Annotated in this window: 18 protein-coding genes; 13 read left to right on the top strand and 5 right to left on the bottom strand. The window is 47.6% G+C overall.

Annotation, left to right across the window (positions count from 1 at the left end; translation table 11 throughout):
• Window positions 1-6 precede the first annotated feature (6 nt).
• The 3 genes from HQN90_RS13020 to HQN90_RS13010 all read left to right on the top strand — a co-directional run bounded on the left by HQN90_RS13020 (window position 7) and on the right by HQN90_RS13010 (window position 5550).
• Complete coding sequence (locus HQN90_RS13020; RefSeq protein ID WP_246362264.1) at window positions 7-2184, top strand: AMP-binding protein; 2178 nt, start codon at window positions 7-9, stop codon at window positions 2182-2184.
• Entirely contained in the window at window positions 2181-3356 is a 1176-nt protein-coding gene (gene lplT, locus HQN90_RS13015; protein ID WP_173218797.1) for a lysophospholipid transporter LplT, read from the top strand. Before HQN90_RS13020 ends, lplT begins: the two co-directional genes overlap by 4 nt.
• A gap of 433 nt (window positions 3357-3789) precedes the next feature.
• Window positions 3790-5550 carry a methyl-accepting chemotaxis protein gene (locus tag HQN90_RS13010; RefSeq protein ID WP_173218796.1) on the top strand — a complete coding sequence of 587 codons (1761 nt, stop codon included), beginning with the start codon at window positions 3790-3792 and terminating at the stop codon, window positions 5548-5550.
• 502 nt (window positions 5551-6052) lie between these two features.
• Here HQN90_RS13010 and HQN90_RS13005 read toward each other — a convergent pair.
• Complete coding sequence (locus tag HQN90_RS13005; RefSeq protein ID WP_173218795.1) at window positions 6053-6739, bottom strand: DUF559 domain-containing protein; 687 nt, start codon at window positions 6737-6739, stop codon at window positions 6053-6055.
• A gap of 725 nt (window positions 6740-7464) precedes the next feature.
• On the opposite strand from HQN90_RS13005, the gene HQN90_RS13000 reads away from it, so the two are divergent.
• From HQN90_RS13000 to HQN90_RS12960, 9 genes are all read left to right on the top strand, one after another.
• On the top strand, window positions 7465-7902 hold the full coding sequence (locus HQN90_RS13000; RefSeq protein ID WP_173218794.1) for an OsmC family protein: 438 nt from the start codon (window positions 7465-7467) through the stop codon (window positions 7900-7902).
• Between the two features lie 154 nt (window positions 7903-8056).
• Window positions 8057-9871, top strand: coding sequence for a cache domain-containing sensor histidine kinase (locus tag HQN90_RS12995; protein ID WP_173218793.1), 1815 nt, complete (start codon window positions 8057-8059; stop codon window positions 9869-9871).
• Window positions 9868-11466, top strand: coding sequence for a response regulator (locus tag HQN90_RS12990; protein WP_173218792.1), 1599 nt, complete (start codon window positions 9868-9870; stop codon window positions 11464-11466). The genes HQN90_RS12995 and HQN90_RS12990 overlap by 4 nt, the downstream gene beginning before the upstream one ends.
• Window positions 11467-11561: 95 nt before the next feature.
• Window positions 11562-12917, top strand: a complete 1356-nt coding sequence (locus tag HQN90_RS12985; protein WP_173218791.1) for an extracellular solute-binding protein — start codon at window positions 11562-11564, stop codon at window positions 12915-12917.
• Between the two features lie 11 nt (window positions 12918-12928).
• Window positions 12929-13813 (top strand): carbohydrate ABC transporter permease, encoded by an 885-nt coding sequence (locus tag HQN90_RS12980; protein WP_173218790.1) that lies wholly within the window; start codon window positions 12929-12931, stop codon window positions 13811-13813.
• Window positions 13810-14625 carry a carbohydrate ABC transporter permease gene (locus tag HQN90_RS12975; RefSeq protein ID WP_246362262.1) on the top strand — a complete coding sequence of 272 codons (816 nt, stop codon included), beginning with the start codon at window positions 13810-13812 and terminating at the stop codon, window positions 14623-14625. The genes HQN90_RS12980 and HQN90_RS12975 overlap by 4 nt, the downstream gene beginning before the upstream one ends.
• Window positions 14626-14653: 28 nt before the next feature.
• Entirely contained in the window at window positions 14654-16288 is a 1635-nt protein-coding gene (nagZ, locus tag HQN90_RS12970) for a beta-N-acetylhexosaminidase (RefSeq protein ID WP_173218788.1), read from the top strand.
• Between the two features lie 20 nt (window positions 16289-16308).
• The gene (locus HQN90_RS12965; RefSeq protein WP_173218786.1) at window positions 16309-17316 is read left to right on the top strand and encodes an ROK family protein; all 1008 of its coding nucleotides are present in this window, start codon (window positions 16309-16311) and stop codon (window positions 17314-17316) included.
• A 155-nt stretch (window positions 17317-17471) separates the two neighbouring features.
• Complete coding sequence (locus HQN90_RS12960; RefSeq protein WP_173218784.1) at window positions 17472-18731, top strand: MFS transporter; 1260 nt, start codon at window positions 17472-17474, stop codon at window positions 18729-18731.
• Window positions 18732-19194: 463 nt separating this feature from the next.
• Here the strand turns inward: HQN90_RS12960 and HQN90_RS12955 are convergent, their stop codons facing one another.
• The 3 genes from HQN90_RS12955 to HQN90_RS12945 form a co-directional block, all read right to left on the bottom strand.
• Window positions 19195-19950: a DeoR/GlpR family DNA-binding transcription regulator gene (locus HQN90_RS12955; protein ID WP_079418913.1), complete on the bottom strand. Its 756-nt coding sequence runs from the start codon at window positions 19948-19950 to the stop codon at window positions 19195-19197.
• 606 nt (window positions 19951-20556) lie between these two features.
• Window positions 20557-21495: an aldo/keto reductase gene (locus HQN90_RS12950; RefSeq protein WP_173218782.1), complete on the bottom strand. Its 939-nt coding sequence runs from the start codon at window positions 21493-21495 to the stop codon at window positions 20557-20559.
• Window positions 21496-21527: 32 nt separating this feature from the next.
• Window positions 21528-22523, bottom strand: a complete 996-nt coding sequence (locus tag HQN90_RS12945) for a Gfo/Idh/MocA family protein (RefSeq protein ID WP_173218780.1) — start codon at window positions 22521-22523, stop codon at window positions 21528-21530.
• A gap of 133 nt (window positions 22524-22656) precedes the next feature.
• On the opposite strand from HQN90_RS12945, the gene HQN90_RS12940 reads away from it, so the two are divergent.
• Window positions 22657-23502 (top strand): helix-turn-helix transcriptional regulator, encoded by an 846-nt coding sequence (locus HQN90_RS12940; RefSeq protein WP_173218777.1) that lies wholly within the window; start codon window positions 22657-22659, stop codon window positions 23500-23502.
• Here HQN90_RS12940 and HQN90_RS12935 read toward each other — a convergent pair.
• Window positions 23491-24306: a glycosyltransferase family 2 protein gene (locus HQN90_RS12935; protein ID WP_173218775.1), complete on the bottom strand. Its 816-nt coding sequence runs from the start codon at window positions 24304-24306 to the stop codon at window positions 23491-23493. The genes HQN90_RS12940 and HQN90_RS12935 overlap by 12 nt on opposite strands.
• Between the last annotated feature and the right edge of the window lie 66 nt (window positions 24307-24372).

Here is a 24372-nt window from a genome sequence, read left to right as displayed (position 1 = left end):
GTCACGATGATCAAATGGTTGGTAGTTACTCTATTGAAGCTGATGTTGCCCTTATTGCGTCCGGCCTTGTTGATGAGCTTCAGGGTGAAGTTACAAGGTTTGGAGCAGTTGGATATGACAGAGAAAACGGTGCTTATTCCGAATCATGTATCCTTATTAGATGCTGTTCTGCTCGCGCTAGTTCTGCCGAAAGAAGTGGCGTTCGTGGTAAACACCAAGATTGCGAAACGATTTGCTTGGCTGCTCCTTTTTCGGGCCCATATTGCGGTTGATCCCCTGAATCCTTATTCCGTAAGGACGATGCTGAAAACGGTGCAAAATGGCACACCGCTAGTCGTTTTTCCCGAAGGGAGAATTACCACTACGGGCGGAATGATGAAAGTGTATGGAGGAATTGGCTACATTGCCTTAAGATCTCAGGCACGTATGCTGCCGATTGCCATTAACGGACTGGAGCATTCCAAGCTGTCCTATCTCCGCGGCAAGCTGAAGCAGCGTTGGTTTCCTGCTGTAAGCATTTCATGTGGCAAAGCTTTTCAAGTGCCTATGCGTGAACAATTCTCTAAAAGGATTCAGAAGGAGCAAGCTACCGAAACGATTCGCGCTCACATGCAAAATCATTTGCTGGCAAGCCGCTTGAAGCCAGAGCTTAATTTATTCAATGAGCTGCTTGTTGCAGCGAAAAAGCATGGTTCCTCCAGTATCATCTGCGAGGATATCGTGGCAGACACAGCTCTTTCTTATCGTAAGCTGCTGATCAGCACCTACACGATGGCCGTACGTTTGAAGCCGCTGCTCCGTGAACAGAAATATGTGGCTGTACTGCTGCCCAATGCAGCGGCGAATGTCGTGACTTTGTTCGCTCTATTTCGCTTAGGCCTTGCACCGGCTATGCTGAACTATTCAGCTGGGAAGCAAGCGATGTTGGATGGTTGCGAAACGGTGTCAGCCAAGACGATTATTACGTCCAGAGCGTTCATCGAAAAAGCCAATCTGTCCGATTTTATTGTTAGCGCAAGCGAGTCTTTAACGATTATTTACTTGGAAGATGTTAAGCAGAGTATTTCTTTTAGCGATAAACTGACGGGTATATTCGATTATGCAAGCAAAGCGCAAGGGCCTGTCGACGCTGATCTAAACGAGGTTGTCCTGTTCACCTCAGGCAGTGAAAGCAAACCGAAGGGTGTTGTGCTGACTCATCGCAATATCATGGCTAATATTCAGCAGGCTAAGGCGGTTATTGCCTTTAATGCTTCAGATATCGTACTTGGCGCTATGCCGATGTTTCATTCTTTTGGCTTGACTGCGGGAACGATGCTGCCGATTCTGTCCGGAATGAAAGTCGTGCTGTACCCGAATCCGCTGCATTATAAAGTGATTCCAGAGCTGGTCTACGATCGTAATATTACGATACTATTCGGAACCTCGACGTTTCTATCCGCTTATGCGAGGACAGCGCATCCTTACGATTTTGCCCATTCGCTGAAATATGTGATCGCAGGCGCTGAGAAGCTGAAGGATGAGGTCAGACAGATTTGGGCTGATAAATTCGGTATTCGGTTGCTTGAAGGCTATGGCACTACGGAAACGGCACCTGTCATTTCCCTTAATACGCCGATGAATGCCAAAAAAGGAACGGTAGGGCGGTTATTACCCGGCATGCAGTATCGTTTGGAAAAGGTAGATGGTATTGAGCTTGGAGGTAATTTGCTCGTAAAGGGGCCCAATGTCATGAAAGGCTATCTCATTCACGGTCACGGTTTCGTTCCTTGTCCTGAGTGGTACAGCTGTGGGGACGTTGTGCAAATGGATGATCAGGGGTACATCACGATTCAGGCAAGAGTGCAGTCTTTTGCCAAAATTGGCGGTGAGAAAGTATCGCTGCCGATGGTCGAGGAGCTTGTGACAGCCAGCCTGCCATCGCCTGCGATTTGCGCAGCCATCAGTGTCCCAGATTTGCGCAAAGGGGAGCGGATCGTTATCTATCATAACAGCGCTGGCGCTCAGCTCCAACACATCAAGGAAGCGATGAAGCAGCAAGGGCATCCCGCCATTATGATGCCGTCAGAACTTCGATATGTGGAGAAGCTGCCGCTTCTGGGCAGTGGGAAGGTTGACTATGTAACAATCAAACGTACGGCATTGCAGGAAGTTCTAGAACCTCAAGGGAGAGAAGCGCTATGACATTGACAAAGAATCCACTTCAGACACTGTACGTGACACAATTTCTTTCCGCTTTTGCCGATAATATGATTCTTTTCATCACACTGGCGATCATCAAGCAGAATGCTTTCCCCGATTATTATATTGGGGTTGTGCAAGCCTCATTTCTAGTCGCTTTCGTGCTCTTAGCCCCATTCGTTGGCGCCTATGCAGATAAAAATCCCAAGTCCCGTGTTCTGCTAGTCGGCAATGCGATCAAAGGCATTGGCATTATTGCTTTATTCCTGCATCTGGACCCGGCTGTCAGCTATGGCATCGTTGGCATCGGAGCTGCGGTATATTCACCCGCCAAATATGGCATCTTGCCTTCGCTAACTCATTCAGACAATGAGCTTCTGAAAGCCAACGCCCGGATTGAAGGGTATACGATTATGGCGATACTTTTGGGGTCTGTATGCGGAGGGATTTTGGCAAAGGCATCACTTACGGGTTCCATTGTCGTTTGCTTTGGTCTTTACTTCATTTCCTTGATTTTGTCATTGCAAATACCTAGCATCCCAGGCAATCCAAATATTCGCTATGTAAAAGAAGCCAAGGGTTTTGTTTCTGACGTGACGCTCCTGTTGAAAGACAGAACAACTCGCTTCTCGCTCGTCGGAACTGGCTCCTTCTGGATGACGTCTTCGGTCGTACGGCTGGCCATTATCGCTTGGGTGCCTGCACATTTGGGCATACATTCAGTCGATCAAATTTCGATGCTTGTGGCTATAACGGGGATAGGCATTATGGTTGGCGCCTTGATGACACCTAAACTTATTCCTGCCCGTAAATATTATAATTCGTTCGTGTTTGGGATTGTGATGGTTCTTAGCATTTTGTTGTTCCCACTCATTTCAAACTTGTACGTGACGATAGGTTTATTGCTTCTGGTAGGCTTTAGCGGCGGTGTATTCATCGTTCCCATGAACACGGTGCTTCAAGACAAAGGACAGCGAATGGTTGGTGCCGGGAAAACGATTGCGGTACAAAATCTCCTCGAAAATACAATGATGCTCGCCGGAGTTGGGGTCTATACCCAGATCTCCAAGGACGGTCTTTCACCTGACATCTCCATAACAGGGATTGCTATCGTTCTGGCCGTCTTCGTCAGTTATCTAATTTTACAGCGTCAACGGTTAAAATTAGCCCTTTAGGTATTAACCCCGATGGGATCATCGGCTTGAACGACTGTGTGTGAAGTGAAATTGCCTGCTGCTTCGAATCACGACAATATCGGCTACATCGTGAGGCGGGGCAGCAGGGGATATTTGGATAGACCCCTTGAAGGACCTCATGAATGGTGCCATCCCCGCCCTCCAAATGTTAGATCCTCTGCCATCACCCGAAAGTAGATTGACAATGATTCCGATCAACCTCATTTTATTTTCCCTGTCTCTTTGATGAAAATAGCAGCAAATAGTGTGGATTTTTCTTTGGTTTTATGGTGTTTTTAGGCGAAATTTGTCTTTACAGAATGTCTGCTTGTTTGTAAAATAAACCATAGGTAAATTAATTATTTTCATGTTAGATATTATGTCATTGAAAAAACAGAGATAGCATGATGATTTGAGAGGGGAACGGGTCATTTTGAAATTCAATATGAGATTTATGAAAAATACGAAAAATAGGAAAGCCAGCCTGTCCATCCTTCGCAATCTTAAAATCCGCTTTAAACTGATGCTCATGAATGCAATTGCTATTTTGTTCCTCATCATCGTAGGTATTACGGGTTACCACTACATGGACAAGATGGCTGATAATTCTACCAGAATGTACGAGGAAAGTTTGCTATCTGTGAAGTGGATTAACCAATTGAAAGCGAACTCGAATGAAACAGAAGCGAATTTACTGGAAATGATGCTGTCGGTAGATGTGAAATATAAACAGAAATTGAAAGCCAAATTAGAGCAGAACTTGTTGAGCAATAATGAGTTGGTCACCAAAATCGGCCGAATTGCTTTAAACGAAGAGGAATCGATTGCATTTCGCAACTTCGAGGGGCTGAATTTAACCTATATCAAAGGTATCACCTCAGCTCTTGATCTTGCTACACAAAATAATCAAGTTGCTTACCAAATTTATAATAATGAGGTTTCAGCGCAAGGGAATAAAACGGATGAAGCGTTGGATACTTTGGTGAAGCTCAAAGAATCTGCCGCCGAGAAATTCCAGGAATCCAGCAAGGCAGATGCAGATTCCTCGCATGTGGTCATTATTTTGACGATCATAATCGCTATTATCATTCTGACAGTGAATGCACTAGCATTAAATATGATTATTTCGACACCGATTCGCAGACTTCAAGAGCATATGGAGAAAGCGGCAGAAGGTGATCTTTCTGTCAATGGTAATTATCCTTACGGGGATGAAGTCGGGAAACTAACAGGATCGTTTAATGTCATGACGGAAAATCTGCGAAGCTTAGTCTCGCAAATCGCTGACAATGCCTTGACCTTATCGGCAAGCTCGGAAGAGCTTATGGCAAGTTCGGAACAAAGCTCTTTGGCAGCCAAGCAAGTGGCCAATTCCAGCCAGCAATTGTCGGAGGATTTCGAGAAACAATTCGCTGGCGTAAACCAAGCTAATGAGGCTGTTTATCAGCTGCTTACAAGTACGAAGCTGATTGATGAGTCAGCCTCTGAAGTGACTATGCTTGTCGAACAAGCAACCACTGCGGCGCAAAATGGCAAAAGATCGATCGTATCCATTGCAGGTCAGATGACAGAAATCTCCGATTCCGTGAATGAGGTTAATGCCGTTATTGAGGCCTTAGGCAAAAATGCTCACAAAATTGGCGAGATTGTTAGTGTTATCAATGAGATTTCTACACAAACGAATCTCCTTTCTTTGAATGCCGCGATCGAAGCGGCGCGGGCAGGTGAAGCGGGTCGAGGCTTCGCTGTCGTTGCTGGTGAAGTGCGCAAGCTGGCAGAGCAATCTGCATCGTCGGCACGGAACATTACGAATCTGGTTTCTACGATCCAAAGACAGATCAATCATGCCGTGAGCTCTATGCACACAGGAGCCGGCAAAGTTGAGGCTGGATTAGCGATTTCCGAAGAAGCTCAGGAATCGTTTATACATATTGAAACATCGGTAGAGAAGGTTAACGCGAAGGTTGAGAATGTGAACTTGAACATTCACCAGCTCGTAGAAGCGAACGAACGCATCGAGCAAGTGATGAGCATCGTAAGTGCCGTCTCGGAAACAGGCATTTCCGTCAGTCAAGAGACCTCGGCTGCCAGCCAGCAGCAGATGTCGACAACTGAGGAAATCGAAAACTCTGCCAAGTCCTTGGCAGGATTAGCAGAAGCACTGCAAATTTCCTTGCAGAAATTTACGGTGTAGCGTTGGGACCGCGGGCATGTGCCTGCGGTTTTTTTGTTAGGGAAGCGCTGAGCGGGGGAGGCTGCGGGCAAGTGCCTTCTCTGGGATGGGCGAGAACCCCGTGTCTGTAAGGCTGAATATCGGCCTTAAAGTGGTGGCGACGCGGCTAAGAGCCACCGTAAGGCTGATAAACAGCCTTAAAGCGTCAAAAAGTCGAGCAGCCCGCTCGATTGAGCAGTTGAGAGGCTGAATTTCGGCCTTAAAGTGGTGGGGACGGGGCTAAGAGTCTCCGTAAGGCTGAAAAACAGCCTTAATGTATCAAAAAATCGAGCAGCCCGCCTGATTGAGCAGTTGAGAGGCTGAATTTCGACCTTAAAGTGGTGGGGACGAGGCTAAGAAGCTCCGTAAGGCTGAAAAACAGCCTTAACGTGTCAAGAAGTTGAGCAGCCCGCCTGATTGAGCAGTTGAGAGGCTGAATTTCGGCCTTAAAGTTTGGGGACGCTGGAAATAAGGGTACCATCCCTTATTTGAGGGTTTCAACAAGCTGCATCGCGGCGGCGGTTAATTGATAGGCGCGAATTCGCTGTGTGCCCTTGCCGGCAGGCTGTATGAGCTCTTTATCCAGCATGCTCTTCAATAGCAGTCTTGCTTTTTGCTTTTTGACGGAAAGAATATGACGTACATCTTGAGGTGTCAGATGCCTGTTTAGTGACAAAGCAAATCGGAATATTTCTTTTTCCATATAGTTCATGACGCTGCTGTCTTGCGGATTTCGGCTCAAATGGCGGCCCATCAGCTGCTGCAAAACTTGTTCACACATGCGCGGGCGGTCTTTGATGTCATCATAAGAGAAACGCAAGATCTTCCATCCGTCGATGATAAGGTGGTTTTGGCGCATCCATTGATCTGAGAATTGGGTTCGACTCATTTGTGACGAGTGGGCAGCATATCCATCGATTTCGATTGCCAGTTTCAGCGGAGGACGAAGGAAGGCGAAATCTAGGAACCGCAAGCCATCGCGGAAGTCTTTCACTTCATACTCGGGGTGTAAGTCCTTAAAGTTACCGAACGCGGGCCACCACACGTGTAGTAAAAAAGTTTTTTCGGCATGCCCATGCCCTTCTTTGAGTCTTCGGTAACGTTCACCGCTTCTCCGTGCTAAATGCCCAGATAAAAAGCTATCGACTGCTTGAACCAAGTGATCGTTCATTGACAAAACCTCCTATGGAAATAAATAAGCCGCTTCACCAGATCAACAACAAGTGTTGAACTAGCAAAGCGGCGTGTTCTTCATGCCGAGATGTGACTGATATGACGGGGGTGGCTTCTTGCTACTATCATACAGGATGAAAATAACAGACGACAAGAATTATTTGGTGATAGATCAGGGTTCGGATATGGAAAGTGGTGGCGTGTATTCTACATCGAGCAGTCCCTTATGAGAAAAAGTTTGACTTTAATTGTATTTTCCTGTATATTATATTAATTGATTGAAATGAACCATATAAACACTTAAAACCAAACCTCATTTACCCCACACGAACGATTAGCGAGAAGAAAGTAACCCCCTCTCCTTGTTTGTTTTTCTCCCAATGATGCAGTAAAATCAGCTCATTTATGGTAAACCCGAGGCAACGTAAAGTGTTTCGGCAGCAGGTGTTTGTTAAGCAATTCGCACTGGCGCGGTCATTGGAGCCGCAAGGATGGAAGAGAGGTAGGGCTTTCATTGTTTTGATTCCAACACATGAATTTTGCAACTTCATAGATATCAATGATAGCTATACAAGCATATAGCTCAACCGAATCGTTTTCGTCCTGAATCAGGAGCGGAAACGATTTTTTGTTTACTGGTGAAACCACACATATTCCTTTACAATTATAGGAAAGCACGTTGAGCTTCTATCCAGTTTGAGCAGAATTGAGGAGTAGTCCACTATGAGTGAACATCGCTTTGAATTGCAAGCATCATGGTCTGGCGGCTTAGACGGCAGTGGTCACATCCGATCTGGCCAGTTGGAGACAGCCATTTCGGTTCCCGAACAGTTGAAGGGTCCAGGCATCGGTACGAATCCGGAAGAGATGCTGTTAGGCGCGGCGGCTACTTGCTATCTCATTACGCTTGGCATGCTTCTGAAAAGACAAGGAATTACAACCATTACACTGACATCGGAAGTTTATGTGCAGAGCAGTCCTTCGATGAAGGTGGAGAAAATTGTTCACCGCCCTCAGATTTCCGTGCCTAAGGATGCTTCCGAGGAGCTGGTGGATAAAATAACGAAAGCGGCTTATCGCGCCGAACAGACGTGTATGATCAGCAAATCTTTAAAAGGCAATGTCGAGGTAACTGTTGAACCCGTCCTATCACTTGGATGAGTTAAAATGAAGTAGACGATTTTATCCCTGGAGCATCCAATGCTATCCCTAGAACGATAAATTAAGGCTCATTTATAATTAATAGTAAGGAATGAAAAAGGCGCCAACACTAAGATGGTGCCTCATTCTGCTTGGAAGGAGTCTGCCATCGCGAATGAATTTGAACAAAAAGGTGTTTATCGGATTTTTAATGTTTATTATTATCCCCCTATTTGTCCTCGGATCAGCGGTATACACCGTGTCTCAGCAGCTGATTGAGAAGAAATATGGCGATCTAACCGAAGTCACCTTGCAGGCGATTTCCCGCAATATTTATTACATGTTCAAAGAAGCCAACTATTTTTCGGATTTTTGGATGGTCAAGGACAGCATACAAGGCATTTATCGCACCATCGACGAGGTGAACCAGAAGGATGCTTCGCCTTCTTCTTATGATTTGAATACATTCGATACGCTGCTGCGGGGTTCCATTTTAACGTATTCGCCGATTCAATCCGTCGTTATTTATAATAATGTCGGCAAATCATTTAGCGCAGGCCGCACAAGCGGAAGCGCTTTACCTTGGCAAGTGCTGATGAACAGCACAGCCTTTGAGCAAATCAAGGAATTGAATGGGAGTCCGCTCTGGATCGGACCATCCGAGTATAAGGAATTCGGGTCAGGACGGGGAGACTTCTATCAAGCAAGAATGGTCAAGGATTTCTGGACAATGGACAATCTTGGCTTTATGCTGCTGAAATTCAAGTTTAGCGAGCTGGATCAAATTTTCAAATCGTTCAATACGAATGAGGAAAGCGCCAAACGGTATCTGCTCGTTAACCAAAGCGGACTCATCCTCTACGATAACAAGCAGCAGGTCGAAGGCGCCAATGTCCTTCAGCTGCTGCCGGGGAAATTGGATCTTGGGCAAGCCAATCACAGCTTTCAAGCTAACTTTCAGAATGAGAAAAGCTTAGTCTCCCTGTACCATTTGCAAATTAATCAGATGGGTGTGCAGGATTGGAGTGTCGTTTCGATTACGTCATGGAAGTCGGTGGCGGGGGAAATCGAGACGATTATGAAATTGGTTGCGGGCATTACGTTCGTCTGTTTATTTTTTGCATTGGTTTATAATTTGGTATTTGTGCGCCGTATTATCCAGCTGATTTTACGTATGCTTTCTTCGATGAAAAAGGTGGAGCGCGGCGATCTCACGACCCGGATGGAGGAAAGCGGGAAAGATGAGACCTCAGCACTTGCGAGAGGATTCAACAGCTTGGTTGTTCGTGTAGAAGATCTGCTCGAAGAGGTGAAGCGCCAACAGGATCGCAAGAATAAAGCAGAGCTTATGCTGCTGCAAGCGCAGATTAAGCCGCATTTCCTTTTTAATACGCTAGAATCCATCAATGTACTGGCTATTCAGAACCAAGGCAAGAAAGTAAGCCAAATGGTGTACCGGCTCGGAAATTTACTGCGCATCGGGATGGAAAGCAGAGAGGAGATTTCGCTCAGGCACGAGCTCGAGCATCTTAGAAGCTATCTGGAAATTCAGGAATTCCGTTTCGAGGATCAATTCCAATATGAAATTGAAGCGCCTCCAGAGCTGCTGGATTTCTATATTCTCAAGCTCACGCTCCAGCCTTTGGTCGAAAATGCGATTCAGCATGGTTTTGAACCTATCACCTACAAAGGTCTGATTTCCATTCAAGTTGTGGATGAGGGGGAGCATATTGGTTTATATGTGAGGGATAATGGGATTGGGATCAGCGCCGATAAATTAGCGAAATTTCATTACAAAACAGAGCTGGAAACACCTTTTGATGAAATATTAGGGGCTAATGAAGAGCGCAGAGGACTTGGCGTCAGCAACGTGGCTGACCGCATCAGAATCCAGTATGGCTCCGCCTACGGCATGTTTATTTGCAGTCAGGAAGGGCACGGTACGACGATGAAGATCGTGATTCCAAAAAATAAGGGGGAAGGCTTATGAGACTAAAAGCAATTCTGGCTGATGATGAGCCTAATATTCTCCGTAATTTGCAAGCGGTTATCCCTTGGGATGAACTGGAGATCGATATTGTCGGGACAGCTAGAAATGGTCTGGAGGCCCTGGAGCTTTGCGGCTTGCATGTGCCGGACCTGGTGATGAGCGATATTCGAATGCCGTTGATGGATGGCATTACGTTCGTACAGAAGCTTCGAGAACTGAGTGAAGATTGTACAGTGCTGATGGTGACGGGTTATCAGGACTTCGAATATGCGCGTTCATTGATGCGTGTCGGTGTCAGTGATTACATTTTAAAGCCAATTAATTATGAAGAGTTGGAGAACAGCATTCGTAAATTAGCCAATGAAATTAAAGAGAAGAAGCTGAATCAACAGGAGGAACAGCAAAAGTGGGGCAAAATGAAAAATTTGGCCTATGAGAAAATTTTGCAGGACGTTCTGATGAATTATACGGAAATAACGACGCATACGCTGCTTCCCATAGATAATTTGGACCTCGAAACGTTATCTTATTTGTTCGCGATGATCGATGTTGATGACTATTCGCAGAAATCGCTGCCTTGGAGCGAGCAGGAGCGGAAGTTGTGGAATTTCGCTGTGCGCAATGTCCTGCAGGACTCCTTAACAGATGAACAACTTAAATTCACAGTCCTTCAGCTGCGTGAAGGCGAGTGGTGCGTACTCATTCAATGGGAAGAGCGGGATGAAAGCAAGGCGCAAACGAAGTTGGACGACATCGCGCTGCGGCTGCAAAATAATGTGCTGCAATCCGTCAAATTAGGGATAAGTGTCGGTTATTTCCCAGAGGCCGTTGGCTTGCACCAGCTTTCGGATACGTACCGAAAGCTGCAAAGATTTCTGCAGCTTCATCTGGGCAAACAGCAGTCACTGCTGCGCTATAAGGAATCGAAGGAGCCTGCGGATGCCAACAGCACTTTATGGTATTTGGTCGAGGAGATTGTGACAGGGCTGAAGCAGCTTAACCGTGCCAAAACCGAGGATGCTCTAAGCCGCTTAAAGCTGCTGCTGGAAGGGCTGCCGGATTGCTCGTTCGCAAGGGCTTATCAGATGCTGCATTTTCTCATTCTTCATTTGCTGCGGGAACTGCGGGAGATGAATTCGCTCGATATGCAAGAGGAAGAACAGATTTGGAGTCAATTGGACAAAAGTGAAAGTATTCAGCATTTGCTTCAGGTCATGGTGCAGCTTGTAGCCGTTGGCTTGGAAGGGGCGAATAAGAAGAAAAATAGCGAGCTGCTCATGGCTGCGGCGAAGGAATATATCCGAACCCACTATGCCAACGACTTCGGAATTGAGGATGTTGCCAGTTCACTGGGCATTAGCTCCAGTTATTTCAGTTTATTATTTAAGCAGCATTTCGGAGAAACGTTTGTTGAATATGTAACCAAGCACCGCATGGAGCTGGCGAAATCCATGCTGCTGCACAGTGACAAGAGTATAACAGATATCGGGAAGTCTTGCGGTTATTTGGAGCGGCGATATTTCACGAAGGTATTTCAGAAATTCACAGGTGAAATTCCTTCCGAATATCGAGATAAACGAAAAGAAGCGAAGTAGAGAAATTTGCCCCTCAATAAGGAATTTGTGGGTCTTCAGGGCAAACATTCGATATTTTATACTTATATGACAAGCCTAAAGGAGTTTAAATCGAGATGCATACAAGAACGTTGGTTTCGATATTAGGTATAGTATGTGCAACGTTCATCGTGTCTGCTTGCAGCAGCTTAAACTTGAATGCGAATCCAAGTAACCGTAAAGGTGAAACGACGAATCATCCGACGCAAAAAAATGATCCCATTCTGCTCACGATTCGTCATACGCAAGTCAAAGATACGCAGAAAAAACGGCTGGCTATGCTGCAGGAGGTTGTAAAAGCAACCGAAGCCAAGGTGCCCGGCTTGTCCATTACATTAGATGGAGTGGAAGATAAGGTCAACCGATTCGAGAAGCTGAGATCCGAGATGGCTGCTGGCAATCCGCCGGAAATATTCGATTTGTTTGGCGGGACGGATACGAAGGACTACGTTAAAGCCGATCGGCTGCTGGATTTGACGCCAATTCTGAATGAGCTCGGATTAATCGATAAGTTCTACAGTTTTGAGGAGTTTACGGTTAACGGTAAAATCTATGGTATTCCGATGGCTGGATATGTCGAGGGCTTGTATTATAACAAGAAGCTGCTCGAGCAGCAGCACGTGAAACCTCCCCAAACCTGGGATGAACTGCTTGCCGCCGCGGCGAAATTTAAAGCGCAGAAGATCACGCCTTTTGCAATGGCAGCCAAAGATTCCTGGGTCATTAACATGATGAGCAACACCATGTGGGTGCGTACAGCGGGCAAGGATTCCATCGAGGGCTTCCTGGATGGCAGCAAGCGATGGACGGATGCGGATGTCGTTGATGCTTTTGAAAAGTACGATACGCTGGTCAAAAATGGCTATTTCCAAGAAGGCAGCTTAGCGTTGTCCTATGCGGAGCAGCAAAATAAATTCAGCAGCGGAGAAGCGGCTTTCATGTTTGACGGCAGTTGGGCGAACACCCCGCTGTTAGACCCTGAGAAGTCATCTATCGTAGGTGATGTCGGATTCATGAGTTTCCCAGCTATGGGAGGACCTGGGGACGGCTATATTAATGGCGGCTGGTCCAATGCCTATGGCTTCTCCAAGAAAGCAACACCGGTTCAGCTTGTGGCGATCAAAGAATTCATTAGGCAGATGTATAACGAAAATATGCAAAAAAGACAGCTTGTTGAAGAAGGCATGCCGCCGGCAATGAAGCTGCAAGACACAAGCAACGTAAGTCCGCTGATTACCCAAATTTTAACCGTATTTGCGCAAAGCAATGGCGCATTTCCTGCTTTCGATTCTCGCATTCAAACGAAGGTACGAGAGAAATTAGAACGTGGAATGCAGGAGCTAATTGGCGGACGAACGACTCCAACTGCTCTTATGGCGGATATTCAGAAGCAGCAGGAAGCTTCCAATAAGGAAGAAACCCATTCGAAATAGTAGGATAATTCATGAATAAATTAGGTAGAAACCCTTGGGCTTATGTGCTTTTTACATTGCCGACACTGTTGTTGATTGCGGTTTTTTTCTTGTATCCGATGATCATGTCGCTGCGCTATGGTTTCACTCAGTGGAATGGCATATCGCCAGCGAAATTTAATGGACTAACGAACTTTATTACCGCTTTCCAGGATAAATATTTCTGGATAGCGGTACGCAATAATTTGTCTTTCATCTGCTTCTCAATCGGCGTGCAAATCCCGTTTATCTTGGTATTAGCTTTTTTGGTAAGCAAGATTAGACGGGGGAAAAGCTTCTACCAAACGATGATTTTCTTGCCAACCATTCTTTCGACAGCTGTGGTCGGTGTCTTGTGGAGCTTCATTTACCATCCTCAGGCGGGATTGCTGAATCAACTTCTAGAGGCCATCGGGTTAAAAGCCTGGCAGCATGTTTGGTTAGCCGAAGACGCGACAGCTTTGCTTTCTGTCCTTGTGACGAACGCTTGGCAGTGGATTGGATTCTATGTTGTACTAGTCGTTTCAGCGATTTATGCCATCCCTAAGAACATCCTGGAAGCCGCTGAAATAGATGGAGCAGCAAGCTTTGGACAGGCATGGTGGATTACACTTCCCTTATTGCGGCCTATCCTTATTGTGATTGTTTTGTTGTCCATTACGGGATCCATGAAAGCGTTGGACATCGTTTTTGTGATGACTGGCGGGAACCCCTATGGCATTACGGAAGTGATGGCAACTTATATGTACAAAAAAGCTTACCGAATAGGCGAGTATGGCTATGCCAGCAGTGTCGCGCTGCTTATTCTGCTATTTACCGGGACGCTGACAGCCGTATTTGGGTGGATCACAAAGAAGCAAGGGGAGGTGCGCTATTGAAGCGATTCCCTTTACGTCGTGTTTTGCCTCATACGGTGATTATGATCTATATAGGGCTTAGTTTATTTCCGCTGATATGGGTATTGAATTCTTCGTTCAAAACGAATAAAGAAATTATTGCCTCGCCGTGGTCCTTTCCAGAGCAACTGCTGCTGTCTAATTATTGGAATGCTTGGACAGGCGCTCATGTGAGCCAATATTTTATGAACAGCTTATTGATCTCCCTCGTATCTGCTTTTGCAACCTTATGTCTGGGGACAGCAACGTCGTATGCCCTGACAAGAATGAAATTCTTCAGGAGCAGCCAACGAATCAAACAACTGCTGATGCTTGCCCTGTTAGTTCCTGTAGGATCCTTGTTGGTCCCGATGTATCTGCTGCTTAGGGATTTGCATTTGTATAATACACCGCTGGCTTTAATATTGCCCTATATCACCATGGGACTTCCTTTGACCGTGTTTATGGTTAACGCGTTTCTGAAATTGATCCCGAATGAACTGGAGGAAGCTGGGATTATGGATGGCCTATCCATCTACGGGCTTTTGCTGCGCGTGATTGTTCCCATTACCTTGCCTCCGCTAGTACCTGTTTTCATGCTGGATTTTCTTAGCAACTGGAATGAGTTTATGATGGCTAATTTATTTCTGACAAAAGAGAAGTTCCGAACGCTGCCCGTTAGCATGGTAGCTTTCTATGATCAATTGAATATGAACTATGGTTCGCTATGCGCTGCGATCATGTTCAGCCTAATTCCTGTTGTCCTTTTGTATGTGGTCCTTCATAAGAGAATCATCGCAAGCGTCAAGGCTTAGCACCCTACATTCAAGGAGCGTGTCATTCATGTCATCGTCATCGAGCAATGCTCATCAACCTTTGACCTTGCGTCAAAAAGTGGGTCAACTATTTATTTGCGGGTTCGAATCCCTGGAGCCTAATGCGTCCATTACCCAACTGATTGAAGCGTACGGGATTGGCGGTGTCATTTATTTCCGGCGAAATGTCCAAGATGCGCTGCAGTTGGCGCATTTATCGAATGAGCTGCAAGACATCAGTTTGCGCAGTGGGGGACAACCTTTATTTATTGCCGTGGACCAAGAGGGAGGCATGGTTTCTCGGATTGAGAAAGGAGCCACATTGCTGCCGGGGAACATGGCGCTGGGCGCAGCTTTTGCGCCGGCAGGCGTGTATGCGAGCTCCAAGGTCATGGGGAAGGAATTACGCCAAATGGGCGTGAATATGAACTTTGCACCTTGCTTGGATATTAACAATAACCGGTTAAATCCCGTCATTGGCGTACGTTCCTATGGCGAAACGGCAGCGATTGTGAGCGACATGGGAACGCATGCTGTGAAGGGCTTGCAGGATATGGGCGTTATCGCTACGGTGAAGCATTTCCCCGGACACGGAGATACTTCTGAGGATTCGCATCATGATTTGCCTGTTGTCCCTCACAGCATGGAGCGATTGATGGAACTCGAGCTGGCGCCGTTCATCAAAGCGATTGAAGGCGGCGTAGATGCGATTATGACTGCGCATGTGGTGTTTGCAACTCTGGAGGAGAAAGGCGTGCCTTCCACATTGTCCTATCGGATTTTAACCGAATTGTTGCGCGAGCAGCTTGGTTTCAAAGGTCTGATCGTTACGGATTGTTTGGAGATGAAGGCGATCTCTGAAGGAATCGGTGTGGCGGAAGGGGCCGTTCGTGCAATTGAAGCAGGCTCGGATATTATTCTTGTTAGCCATATGTTGGATCGTCAAGTAGCTGCTATCGAAGCGGTAATTGCTGCTGTGGAGAGCGGGCGGATTTCAGAATCGCGTATTGATGAGTCCGTATTGCGTGTTATGATGTATAAGTACAAACGGGAAATTAGGTTTGAAACGCTTGCGCCTGTTCCGACCGAGCCGATTTCTACAGCTGAACACCAGCTCCTGGCTAAGGAGCTTAGCCGGAAAAGCATTACATTGGTGAAGGACGAAGTAGGTAGAGCACTGGATCTGACGAAACCGACGTTGGTCATTTGGACGGAAGTGCAAATGGGAACGGAAATTGACGAAGTTGTAGATCGTTACGGGACTTTAGGCAGTACGTTATCAGAAATCGGCGGAACGCCGGTCGATGAAATTTACTTAGGCTTGTATCCCTCGGATGCCGAGATAGCTGCTGTGCTGGAAGCTTGTGAAGGAAAGCAGCAAGTTGTTATCGTGACCTACAACGCGACGTTCTCAGCTGGACAAACACGTTTGGTCCAGACGCTCGCACAAAAAGAGGAGCTTCATTTCATTGTGGCGGCCGGGCGCAATCCGTATGATTTGCTTGAGTTTCCTGAAGTGAAGACTTATTTGGCTTGTTATGAAAATCGTCCATTAGCCATGGTTTCTCTTGCGAATGTACTGCTTGGCAAGGAGAAGGCGATTGGGCGTCTGCCGGTTACGCTGTCGGAGCAGTATCCGATTGGCTGGAGGCAGAATGAATAGCGAGGAAAAGGGGCGAAGAGATGATGGGGGAAGAAAAGCAGGATGTGCTTCTTCGAGACTATTATGTAGGGGTTGATCTGGGCGGCACGAAAATGTTGGCTGCGTTGATCGCTGATGACGGCAGTATCATCGCGAAGGAAGAGATTCCCACCTTGGCGAAGCAGGGGGCGGAAGCTGTTCTCGATCGGCTGGGCAGCCTGATCGAGGACTTGCTCGCGGCGGCGCCTGGCGGCCGCGGCGTTGTTCGCGGGATTGGCGTCGCCACCGCGGGCACGCTTGATACGGCGAAGGGTGTCGTTACCCTCGCCTCGAACTTGGGCTGGCGCGACGTTGCCGTCGCCAGCGTGCTGTCGGACCGCTTCGCTTGCGCGGTCCGTCTCGAAAACGACGCCACCGCCGCAGCGGTTGGCGAATGGCTGGCCGGCGCGGGCGAAGGCTCGCCGGACTGCATATTCGTGACGATCTCCACGGGGATCGGCGGGGGCATTATCTCCGGCGGCCGCTTGATCGCCGGTGTAAACCATAACGCAGGCGAGCTTGGCCATATTTCCATTGATGGAAATGGCATGCTCTGCCCCTGCGGCAATGTGGGGTGCCTGGAGCTCTACGCGTCAGGCACCGCAATAGGCCGTCGCGGCGCCGAGCACGTGCGCCGCGCTGCAGAGAGCGCCGGCAGCGGCGGCGCTCTCACGCGGCTCGCGGGAGGCGACCCGAACCGCGTCGACGCGCGGTTGGTCGCGGCCGCAGCCGCGGAAGGGGATGCCGAAGCCAGCGGCATCCTGCGCGAAGCAGGACGAGCCCTCGGCGTTGGGCTCGTCAGCATCCTCCACCTGCTGAATCCGCAGGTGGTAATTCTTGGCGGCGGCGCTTCGCATATCGGCGAGCCGCTGCTAGGACCAATGCGCGAAATTATCGCAGAGCGCTGTCTGCCTTCCATTCGCGAGCAGGTAAGATTCGTCGCTTCTGCGCTTGGTTCCTCGGCCGGAGCCGTAGGCGCAGCGCTCCTGATGGTCAGAGATCAGAAATAATAGTCATTATGACTGGTCATATGACATATGGCACTGTTCTTTAAACATCTTTTTCGTTAAATTAGAAAAGGTTTATGAAACTTCTTCTTTCTGCTCTTGTAGAAAAGAGGTCAAGTTTGATAAAACAATCTATTTGCGAAAGGGTGTTTTTTTCTATGTCTCAAGCTGGTTCATCTACTGCCCCGACCATGCGTACTTTTTTCGCCAATCGTTTCGTACAGTCGATTATGCTATCAGGCCTTTTTCTCCAAGTCGGGATTTGGATTCGCAACTTTGCCATTTTACTTTATGTGACCGATATGACGAATAATGATCCCTATTCGGTTTCATTAATTTCAGTAGCCGAGTTTGCGCCGATATTCATTTTCTCTTTTATCGGCGGTGCTTTTGCGGATCGCTGGCGGCCTAAGCTGACCATGGTCTGGTGCGATATTTTAAGCGCGGCTTCCGTCTTTGTCATCATGATTACCTTATATTATGGGTCATGGAAAGCTATCTTTTTTGCCACACTTGTCTCATCCATCTTATCGCAATTCTCCCAACCTTCCGCTATGAAGCTGTTTAAAGTTCATGTGCCGGAGTCCCAAATGCAAATGGGGATGTCACTTTTCCAATCGATGATGGCAATCTTTATGATCTTGGGTCCGATCATGGGGACATTCGTTTACTATCATTTTGGAATTGAAACAGCAGTAGCTATTATGGGCGTTTGCTTTGTGCTTTCCGCACTGGTGCTTACGTTCCTGCCCGCTGATCGGAAAGCAGAACCAGGAGCTGAGCAGCGGACGACGCACATCTTTGCAGAAATGGGCGAAGGCTTCCGTTATGTGCTTAAAAATAAGATGCTTGTCACCTTAGGCGGCTGCTTTGCGGTAGCGGGTCTGGCTATCGGCTTAATCAGCCCGCTTGGCATTTATCTGGTTACAGAAAATTTGGGGCTCCCCAAAGAGCATTTGCAATGGTTCATGGCAACTAATGGGATTGCGATGATTATCGGCGGCGGTATAACGATGGGCTTTTCCAAAAAAATGCTGCCACAAGCTTTGTTAACGATTGGACTTGTAGTTAGCGTCGTGACCATTAGCATTATGGGGATGACGAATCTGCTTTGGTTGGCACTCTCGATGCAATTCCTTTCTGGGCTTGTTATGCCTGCGATCCAGATTGGTATTAATACTATGATTTTGGGTAACACAGAGGAAGCGTTCGTGGGTCGAGTCAATGGCATTCTGAATCCTCTGTTCATGGGCGCGATGGTCATCACCATGAGTTTGGCAGGAAGTCTCAAAGCATCTTTCTCGCTCGAAATGATATATTTGACCTCTGCGGCGTTATTCTTAATAGGTGTATTCATTATGCTGCCTTCGCTGAAGTATAAACCGACTGTTGCTGCGCAGGCTAGCAGCGAGACTTAAGGTGGTTAATGTTTGGAGGGGCCGATGGCCGTGCGTGGTGCGTGCGGATAACCGGGTGGTCCCTCGAGAAAACCCTTTTAAGTGCAGATTCGAGAAGCGGAATAGTCTGAGCTTCATAGCTTTCAATTGAAAGGGAACTAGAGTACGCTATTATCGCTAAAATGCTTCATTTTAACTGGCAAAGGGAACTGTGATCCGCTATTTGTCTACATTCACATAGAAAGTGCGTTTAAATGAGCATTTAGCGTACCATAGTTCCGTTTCAACTCGTTTTGCCTCATTTATCTGCAAATAGCATACCTGAGTTCCGTTTCAACTCGTTTTCACTCATGTATCTGTAAAAGCGTACCTGAGTTTCGTTTCAACTCGCATTCACTCACTTATCTTTATTGCTTCACCAACACAAAAGTCCACCCTATTTTCAATTGAAAATGGAGTGGACTTTTTGGTTTTCGTCTGAAGCCTATAGAAAAGGAGCTCCGGCTTCCTTAAAAGCATGCTTCATTTCTGGGGTGATTTTGGAATCGCTGATAATGCCGATGGTTTCTTGGACTTCACCAATAACGAACAGCGAGCTGCGGCTGAATTTGGAATGATCGGCAACGAGGTAGGTTTCCATGGATTGCTTCATCATGCGCCGATTGGTCTCGGCTTCGAGCTCGTTATAAATCATCATGCCACGAGATAATGAAATGCCGTCTACACCCATGAAGGTTTTGCGAATACTCAAGTTTTCCAGTGTCGCATTGGCGAGTGGCCCTGAAAGCTCAAAGGTTTGGGTACGAATGACCCCTCCCGTTAGGATCAGCTGCAGGCCTTGGGTGCCGATTAATTCATAGGCGATATTCACCGCATTGGTGATGACGGTCAGGTTCTTGAACTGATTCAGCTTTTTGGCGATGAAGGTTGTTGTTGTGCCACCTGTTAAACCGATGATGTCGCCATCTTCAATGTAGCGCAGCGCTTTGTCAGCGATTTCTTTCTTCTCTTCGGTGAAGAGGTCCATTTTGTTAAAAAAGGGAACTTCGACCTTCAAGCTTTCTAGGACAGCACCGCCAAATGTGCGAATGCAGCGTTTCTCCTGCTCCAGGATCTCAAGGTCCCTTCGAGCTGTGGCTTCCGATACAGCGAACTGCTGTACGATATCGGTCAAGGCAATGGAGCCCTTATCTTTAATGGCTTGCATGATGGCATCTCGGCGAACATCTGTCTTTCCCATGGGACCTCCTTAACGCTTTCCTTCAGGAAAGCCTTCTTCTATCTGAATAAGCCCATAAGGCTAGGTAGATATCCATTATATCCATTCGTATAAGGTAACGCTTTCTTCTATCTTATCATGGCGATGGATCAACCGTCTATTGGGCGGTGTCGAAGAAAGAGTGGAATTGTCAGTGGCGGTATATAAGGAACTCAGCGCGCGAAGCAGGCTGAATCCGCGCGAAAGCCAGCTGAGCCTGCGAAAAAGGCAGACTCAGAGGAGGCAAAGCATCGAACCCGCTGTGAGCCTGCCAAAAAGGCAGTCTCAGCGCGCGAAACAGGCAGAATCCGCGCGAAAGCCAGTTGAGCCTACGAAAAAGGCCGGCTCAGAGGAGTAAAAGCAGCGCCCCCGCTTTGAGCCTGCCAAAAACGCAGTCTCAAAGCGCGAAGCAAGCAGTATCCCCGCGAATGCCACATTCACCGTCAATATCAAAAAAATAAGGCGAATTTTCATTCAACATTGAATGAAAATTCGCCTGAATCTGCTTTAGTACACAAGGCGGCCAGCAATTGCGGCCGAGGTATTCCTAGCATCTGCGGCCTCAACTGGCCGCACAATGCCAAGCAGCTACACAGTAGCTGCGGTCAGATCAAGCCATGCCAGCTCCTGCGGAGTCAGCACGAGCTCCGCGCCATCGCGGCATGAGCGCATTTCGGCTTCGCTGCGCGGGCCGATGAGCGCGCATGCCGGGAACGGCTGGCTCAGCACGTAGGCGAGCGCGATCTGGATCGCGCTTACGCCTTTCTCCTGCGCCAGCTGTTCCGCACGGCGCAGCCGCGTCCAGTTCTCGTCGCTGTAGAAGACGCGGACGAGGTCGGCATTGTCGCGGTTCTCCGGCGAGAAACGCCCGGTGAAGAAGCCGCGCGCCTGCGAAGACCAAGAGAGCAGCGGAAGCTGCTTGGCTTCGTACCAGCGCAGCGCTTGCTCGTCGACTGAGACGCAGCCGGCCCAGAAAGGCTCGTTGGCCTTAGCGAGGCTTAGGTTGGGGCTGCTGAAGCTGAAGCCGATGAGACCATGCTTCTCGGCATACTCGGCAGCTTCCTGCAAGCGTTCATGCGTCCAGTTGGAGCCGCCAAAAGCGCGAATGCGGCCAGCTTCCACATGTTCATTCAAAGCTTCGAGAATTGCGCCGACCGGTATAGCCGGATCATCGCGGTGCAGAGCATACAGGTCAATATAGTCGGTGCGAAGCCGCTCCAGACTCGTGAACAAGTCGCTGCGAATCGCTTCCGCATTCACGCGAGGGCCGTTCTGATCATGATGGGCGCCTTTGGTGAAGATGTTCATCGTATCCCGATTGCCCATCTTATCGAGCCAAATGCCAATCGCTTGCTCGCTTTGTCCTCCACAATAAATGAATGCTGAGTCGATCGTATTGCCTCCGATTGCCAGATAGTGTCCAAGGATTTCGCTGACTTCATCCGGATTATCCAAGCGAAAGAAATCCGAACCCATCACTAATGTAGAGACAGGTTTATCTAAGCCTTTAATTTGAATGTGCTTCATTGTCTACATCCCCACGCTTTCTATTATGAATGTTAAAGGACAACCCGTGAACGCTCTCTGGCTGATTTCAGACAAGCGTCAATCACTTTCATATTGCTGACCGCATCGCTTGCAGGGAAGCGCGCCGGTTTCTCACCCCATGCGGCATAAGCCAAGTCATCCGCCTGCAGCGCATATTGATTGAGGAAGGGAACCGTTTCTACCCGGCGTTCATTGCCGACATGCACGATGAAATTCCCGGATTCCTCCGTTGGCGTCACGAAAGCAGAAGGAACTTCAATGCGGCCGACGGCGCCTACGATTTCTAGCGTGTTGCGGAATCCTGCCCACATGCCGCAGTCAAAAGTTAAAGCGACATTGCCGCTGAATTCAACTAAACCGGACATCATCATATCGACATCATCGTGCTCCGGAGAGAAGAAAGCATGGGTCGTTACAGCTTCTGGCTCTCTGCCCAGAATCATTCTGGCTGCGCTAAGCGGGTAGCATCCAACGTCATAGACGGAACCGCCGCCCCATTCGCGAACGTAGCGGACATTTTTGCTGTCGCCGGGATTGCTGAACGTAAAAGCGCCATGAATGCCTCGAATGTCACCGATCTCCCCAGAGGCAATAATTTCTTGGATTCGCACGTAACGAGGGTGGTGCCGATACATGAAAGCTTCGGCAAACTGGACACCTGCTTGTTCACTAGCAGTTACCATTTCTTGCACTTCTTCGGCAGTCAGGGCAGCCGGTTTCTCGCAAAGCACATGCTTGCCTGCCTGCATCGCGCGAATGGTCCATTCTTTATGCAGATGGTTCGGCAAAGGTATGTAGATGGCATCAATATTCGGATCTTCAATTAATTCTTCGTAACTGCCGTAGGCTGTAGGAATGTCGAGTTCGGCAGCTTTCTCTTGCGACTTCTGCAAACTGCGGCTGGCAATAGCGCTTACAATTCCTGTTTGAGACTGTTTAATTCCAGGGATACATGCTCTTATCGCAATATTGGCACACCCCAGAATTCCCCAACGAAGCTTTGTCATGACGGCGTATCTCCTTTAGTGAAAATAATTTAATAGCGTTATATTGTTATTATAAAACGAGTTATTTAAAATGAATATGATAATATATTGCTCAGACTATCGGAATATTGTTCTCAGACGAGGAGGCTGAAAGATGCAAAGACAAGTCATGCTGCCGAAATTGCAGCAATCGTCTTATTTTATTTTTCCAGAATCCGTAGGCTGGTATTATGATTTGCAGACGCATACGGTTTATCGACCTGAGGGGCTATGCGAGTCCTTCAGCATTCATTTTGTTTTGTCAGGCAAAGGATATGTGGAAATAGACGGTGAGCAGCATGTCCTGCAAAAAGGCGATGCCTTTCTGTTTTTTCCGTTTCAGGAACAAAAGTATTATGCATCGAAGGAAGATCCTTGGGCTGTGCGGTTTGTCCACTTTTATGGGAGCTATCTCAAAGAATTTTTGTTGGAAAAAGGCTTTTTCCGAGTGCTGTGGTCGTTAAAAAGAATGAATGAGCTTGAAGAGGCGTTCCACGAGCTGCTGCTGGAAGCGGAGACCATGGGGATTCTTCGATCAACGAATTTGTCTACGTTAACCTACAAGATTTTGAGCGAATTCATGAGCTATGCTGCTCCTTTGACCGGAAATCGCGGGATAGATTCTGTAGATCGCATCCTTGCGATCCTGCCCAATATGCAGCAAAAAGCCTGCGAACCGTTCACTCTGGAGGAATGGGCGGAGCTCACAGGCGTAAGCACATATTATTTCTGCAAATTGTTTCGCAAAGCGATGTCGATGACGCCGCTCTCTTTCATTACACTATGCCGCATTCAATTCGCGAAGCAGCGTTTGATTGAAAAAGAGCATTTGTCCATCAAAGAAATCGCCAATGAAGCGGGTTATGCCAGTGCAAGCTATTTCAATCAGCGTTTCCAAGAGCATGAAGGGATGACACCCAGCGAATTTCGCAGCTTGTATGTCAAAGGCTTATTTGGCTAGGCGAGAACGAATCGGTTGGCCGTCCCAAATTAGTTCTGTTGAAGCTTGCCGCGCTTTGACTTCCGGTTCTTCTAGCAGGAGGAAGAAATTTTTGGTCGGCAGCTCACCAAGCTGATGCTTCTCGGACAGCATGTCCAGATAAGGACGCATATTGTCTAATTGACCAGACATATTGCTGTCTCCTTGCTGCGCAAAAGCATAAAGCGCACTGGCAATCGGCGCCCGTTTCACACGGAACTGCTCAGCGGCCCGCAAGAAGAAATCCCAATCCCAGTAATGAAAGACGTCCGTGTCAAAAGGTCCCAAAGCGGCGATAACCTCAGGGCGGAATAGACAGCCGGAGGAGAAGAAAGTTGAGAATCTACGCATCGCCGCCACATCAAATTCATAGGCAAAGACGAAACGATCCGTGATTAACCGTGTATTATTTTCATAATCATAATGGAAAATTTCGACATCCGGGTAAACAAGGTCGAAGCCTTGAATCTCTTGCAGCATACGCTCAATATGAATAGGGAGCAGCAAATCATCATCATCGCAAAGCATGATATAGTCGCCTTTCACTTCCAGCAGGCCGCGATTGCGGGCATGGACATGCTTTAAGTTCTCCGGCATATCAATGATCTGGATGGCCAGCTCAGGATACAAGTCCTGAATGAAATCAACCGAAGGTCCGCAATCGTTCACGACGATGATTTGTAAGTTTTTGTAAGTTTGGCGGTATAATGATTCTGCGAGTTCAGCCAGCTCGATCCGGCGGTTATACGTTGGAATAATGATGGACACCAAGGGTTGGTCTGACATAAATAAGCGCACCTCCGTTTTATCATAGATTAAGCTTACCTCAAGTTAGTCCTATTACTCAAATGA

This window comes from Paenibacillus alba (assembly GCF_013204855.1).
In the GTDB taxonomy this organism is placed as follows: Bacteria; Bacillota; Bacilli; order Paenibacillales; family NBRC-103111; genus Paenibacillus_E; species Paenibacillus_E alba.
Note: the sequence above shows the minus strand (reverse complement) of the source record. Positions and strands in the feature narration are given on the sequence as shown.

What these genes read in the sequence shown, in the direction of transcription:
- HQN90_RS13020 (WP_246362264.1), top strand. Translation starts at nt 7, where the DNA reads ATGATCAAATGGTTGGTAGTTACTCTATTGAAGCTGATGTTGCCCTTA.
- lplT (WP_173218797.1), top strand. Translation starts at nt 2,181, where the DNA reads ATGACATTGACAAAGAATCCACTTCAGACACTGTACGTGACACAATTT.
- HQN90_RS13005 (WP_173218795.1), bottom strand. Translation starts at nt 6,739, where the DNA reads ATGAACGATCACTTGGTTCAAGCAGTCGATAGCTTTTTATCTGGGCAT.
- HQN90_RS13000 (WP_173218794.1), top strand. Translation starts at nt 7,465, where the DNA reads ATGAGTGAACATCGCTTTGAATTGCAAGCATCATGGTCTGGCGGCTTA.
- HQN90_RS12995 (WP_173218793.1), top strand. Translation starts at nt 8,057, where the DNA reads ATGAATTTGAACAAAAAGGTGTTTATCGGATTTTTAATGTTTATTATT.
- HQN90_RS12990 (WP_173218792.1), top strand. Translation starts at nt 9,868, where the DNA reads ATGAGACTAAAAGCAATTCTGGCTGATGATGAGCCTAATATTCTCCGT.
- HQN90_RS12985 (WP_173218791.1), top strand. Translation starts at nt 11,562, where the DNA reads ATGCATACAAGAACGTTGGTTTCGATATTAGGTATAGTATGTGCAACG.
- HQN90_RS12980 (WP_173218790.1), top strand. Translation starts at nt 12,929, where the DNA reads ATGAATAAATTAGGTAGAAACCCTTGGGCTTATGTGCTTTTTACATTG.
- nagZ (WP_173218788.1), top strand. Translation starts at nt 14,654, where the DNA reads ATGTCATCGTCATCGAGCAATGCTCATCAACCTTTGACCTTGCGTCAA.
- HQN90_RS12965 (WP_173218786.1), top strand. Translation starts at nt 16,309, where the DNA reads ATGATGGGGGAAGAAAAGCAGGATGTGCTTCTTCGAGACTATTATGTA.
- HQN90_RS12960 (WP_173218784.1), top strand. Translation starts at nt 17,472, where the DNA reads ATGTCTCAAGCTGGTTCATCTACTGCCCCGACCATGCGTACTTTTTTC.
- HQN90_RS12955 (WP_079418913.1), bottom strand. Translation starts at nt 19,950, where the DNA reads ATGGGAAAGACAGATGTTCGCCGAGATGCCATCATGCAAGCCATTAAA.
- HQN90_RS12950 (WP_173218782.1), bottom strand. Translation starts at nt 21,495, where the DNA reads ATGAAGCACATTCAAATTAAAGGCTTAGATAAACCTGTCTCTACATTA.
- HQN90_RS12945 (WP_173218780.1), bottom strand. Translation starts at nt 22,523, where the DNA reads ATGACAAAGCTTCGTTGGGGAATTCTGGGGTGTGCCAATATTGCGATA.
- HQN90_RS12940 (WP_173218777.1), top strand. Translation starts at nt 22,657, where the DNA reads ATGCAAAGACAAGTCATGCTGCCGAAATTGCAGCAATCGTCTTATTTT.
- HQN90_RS12935 (WP_173218775.1), bottom strand. Translation starts at nt 24,306, where the DNA reads ATGTCAGACCAACCCTTGGTGTCCATCATTATTCCAACGTATAACCGC.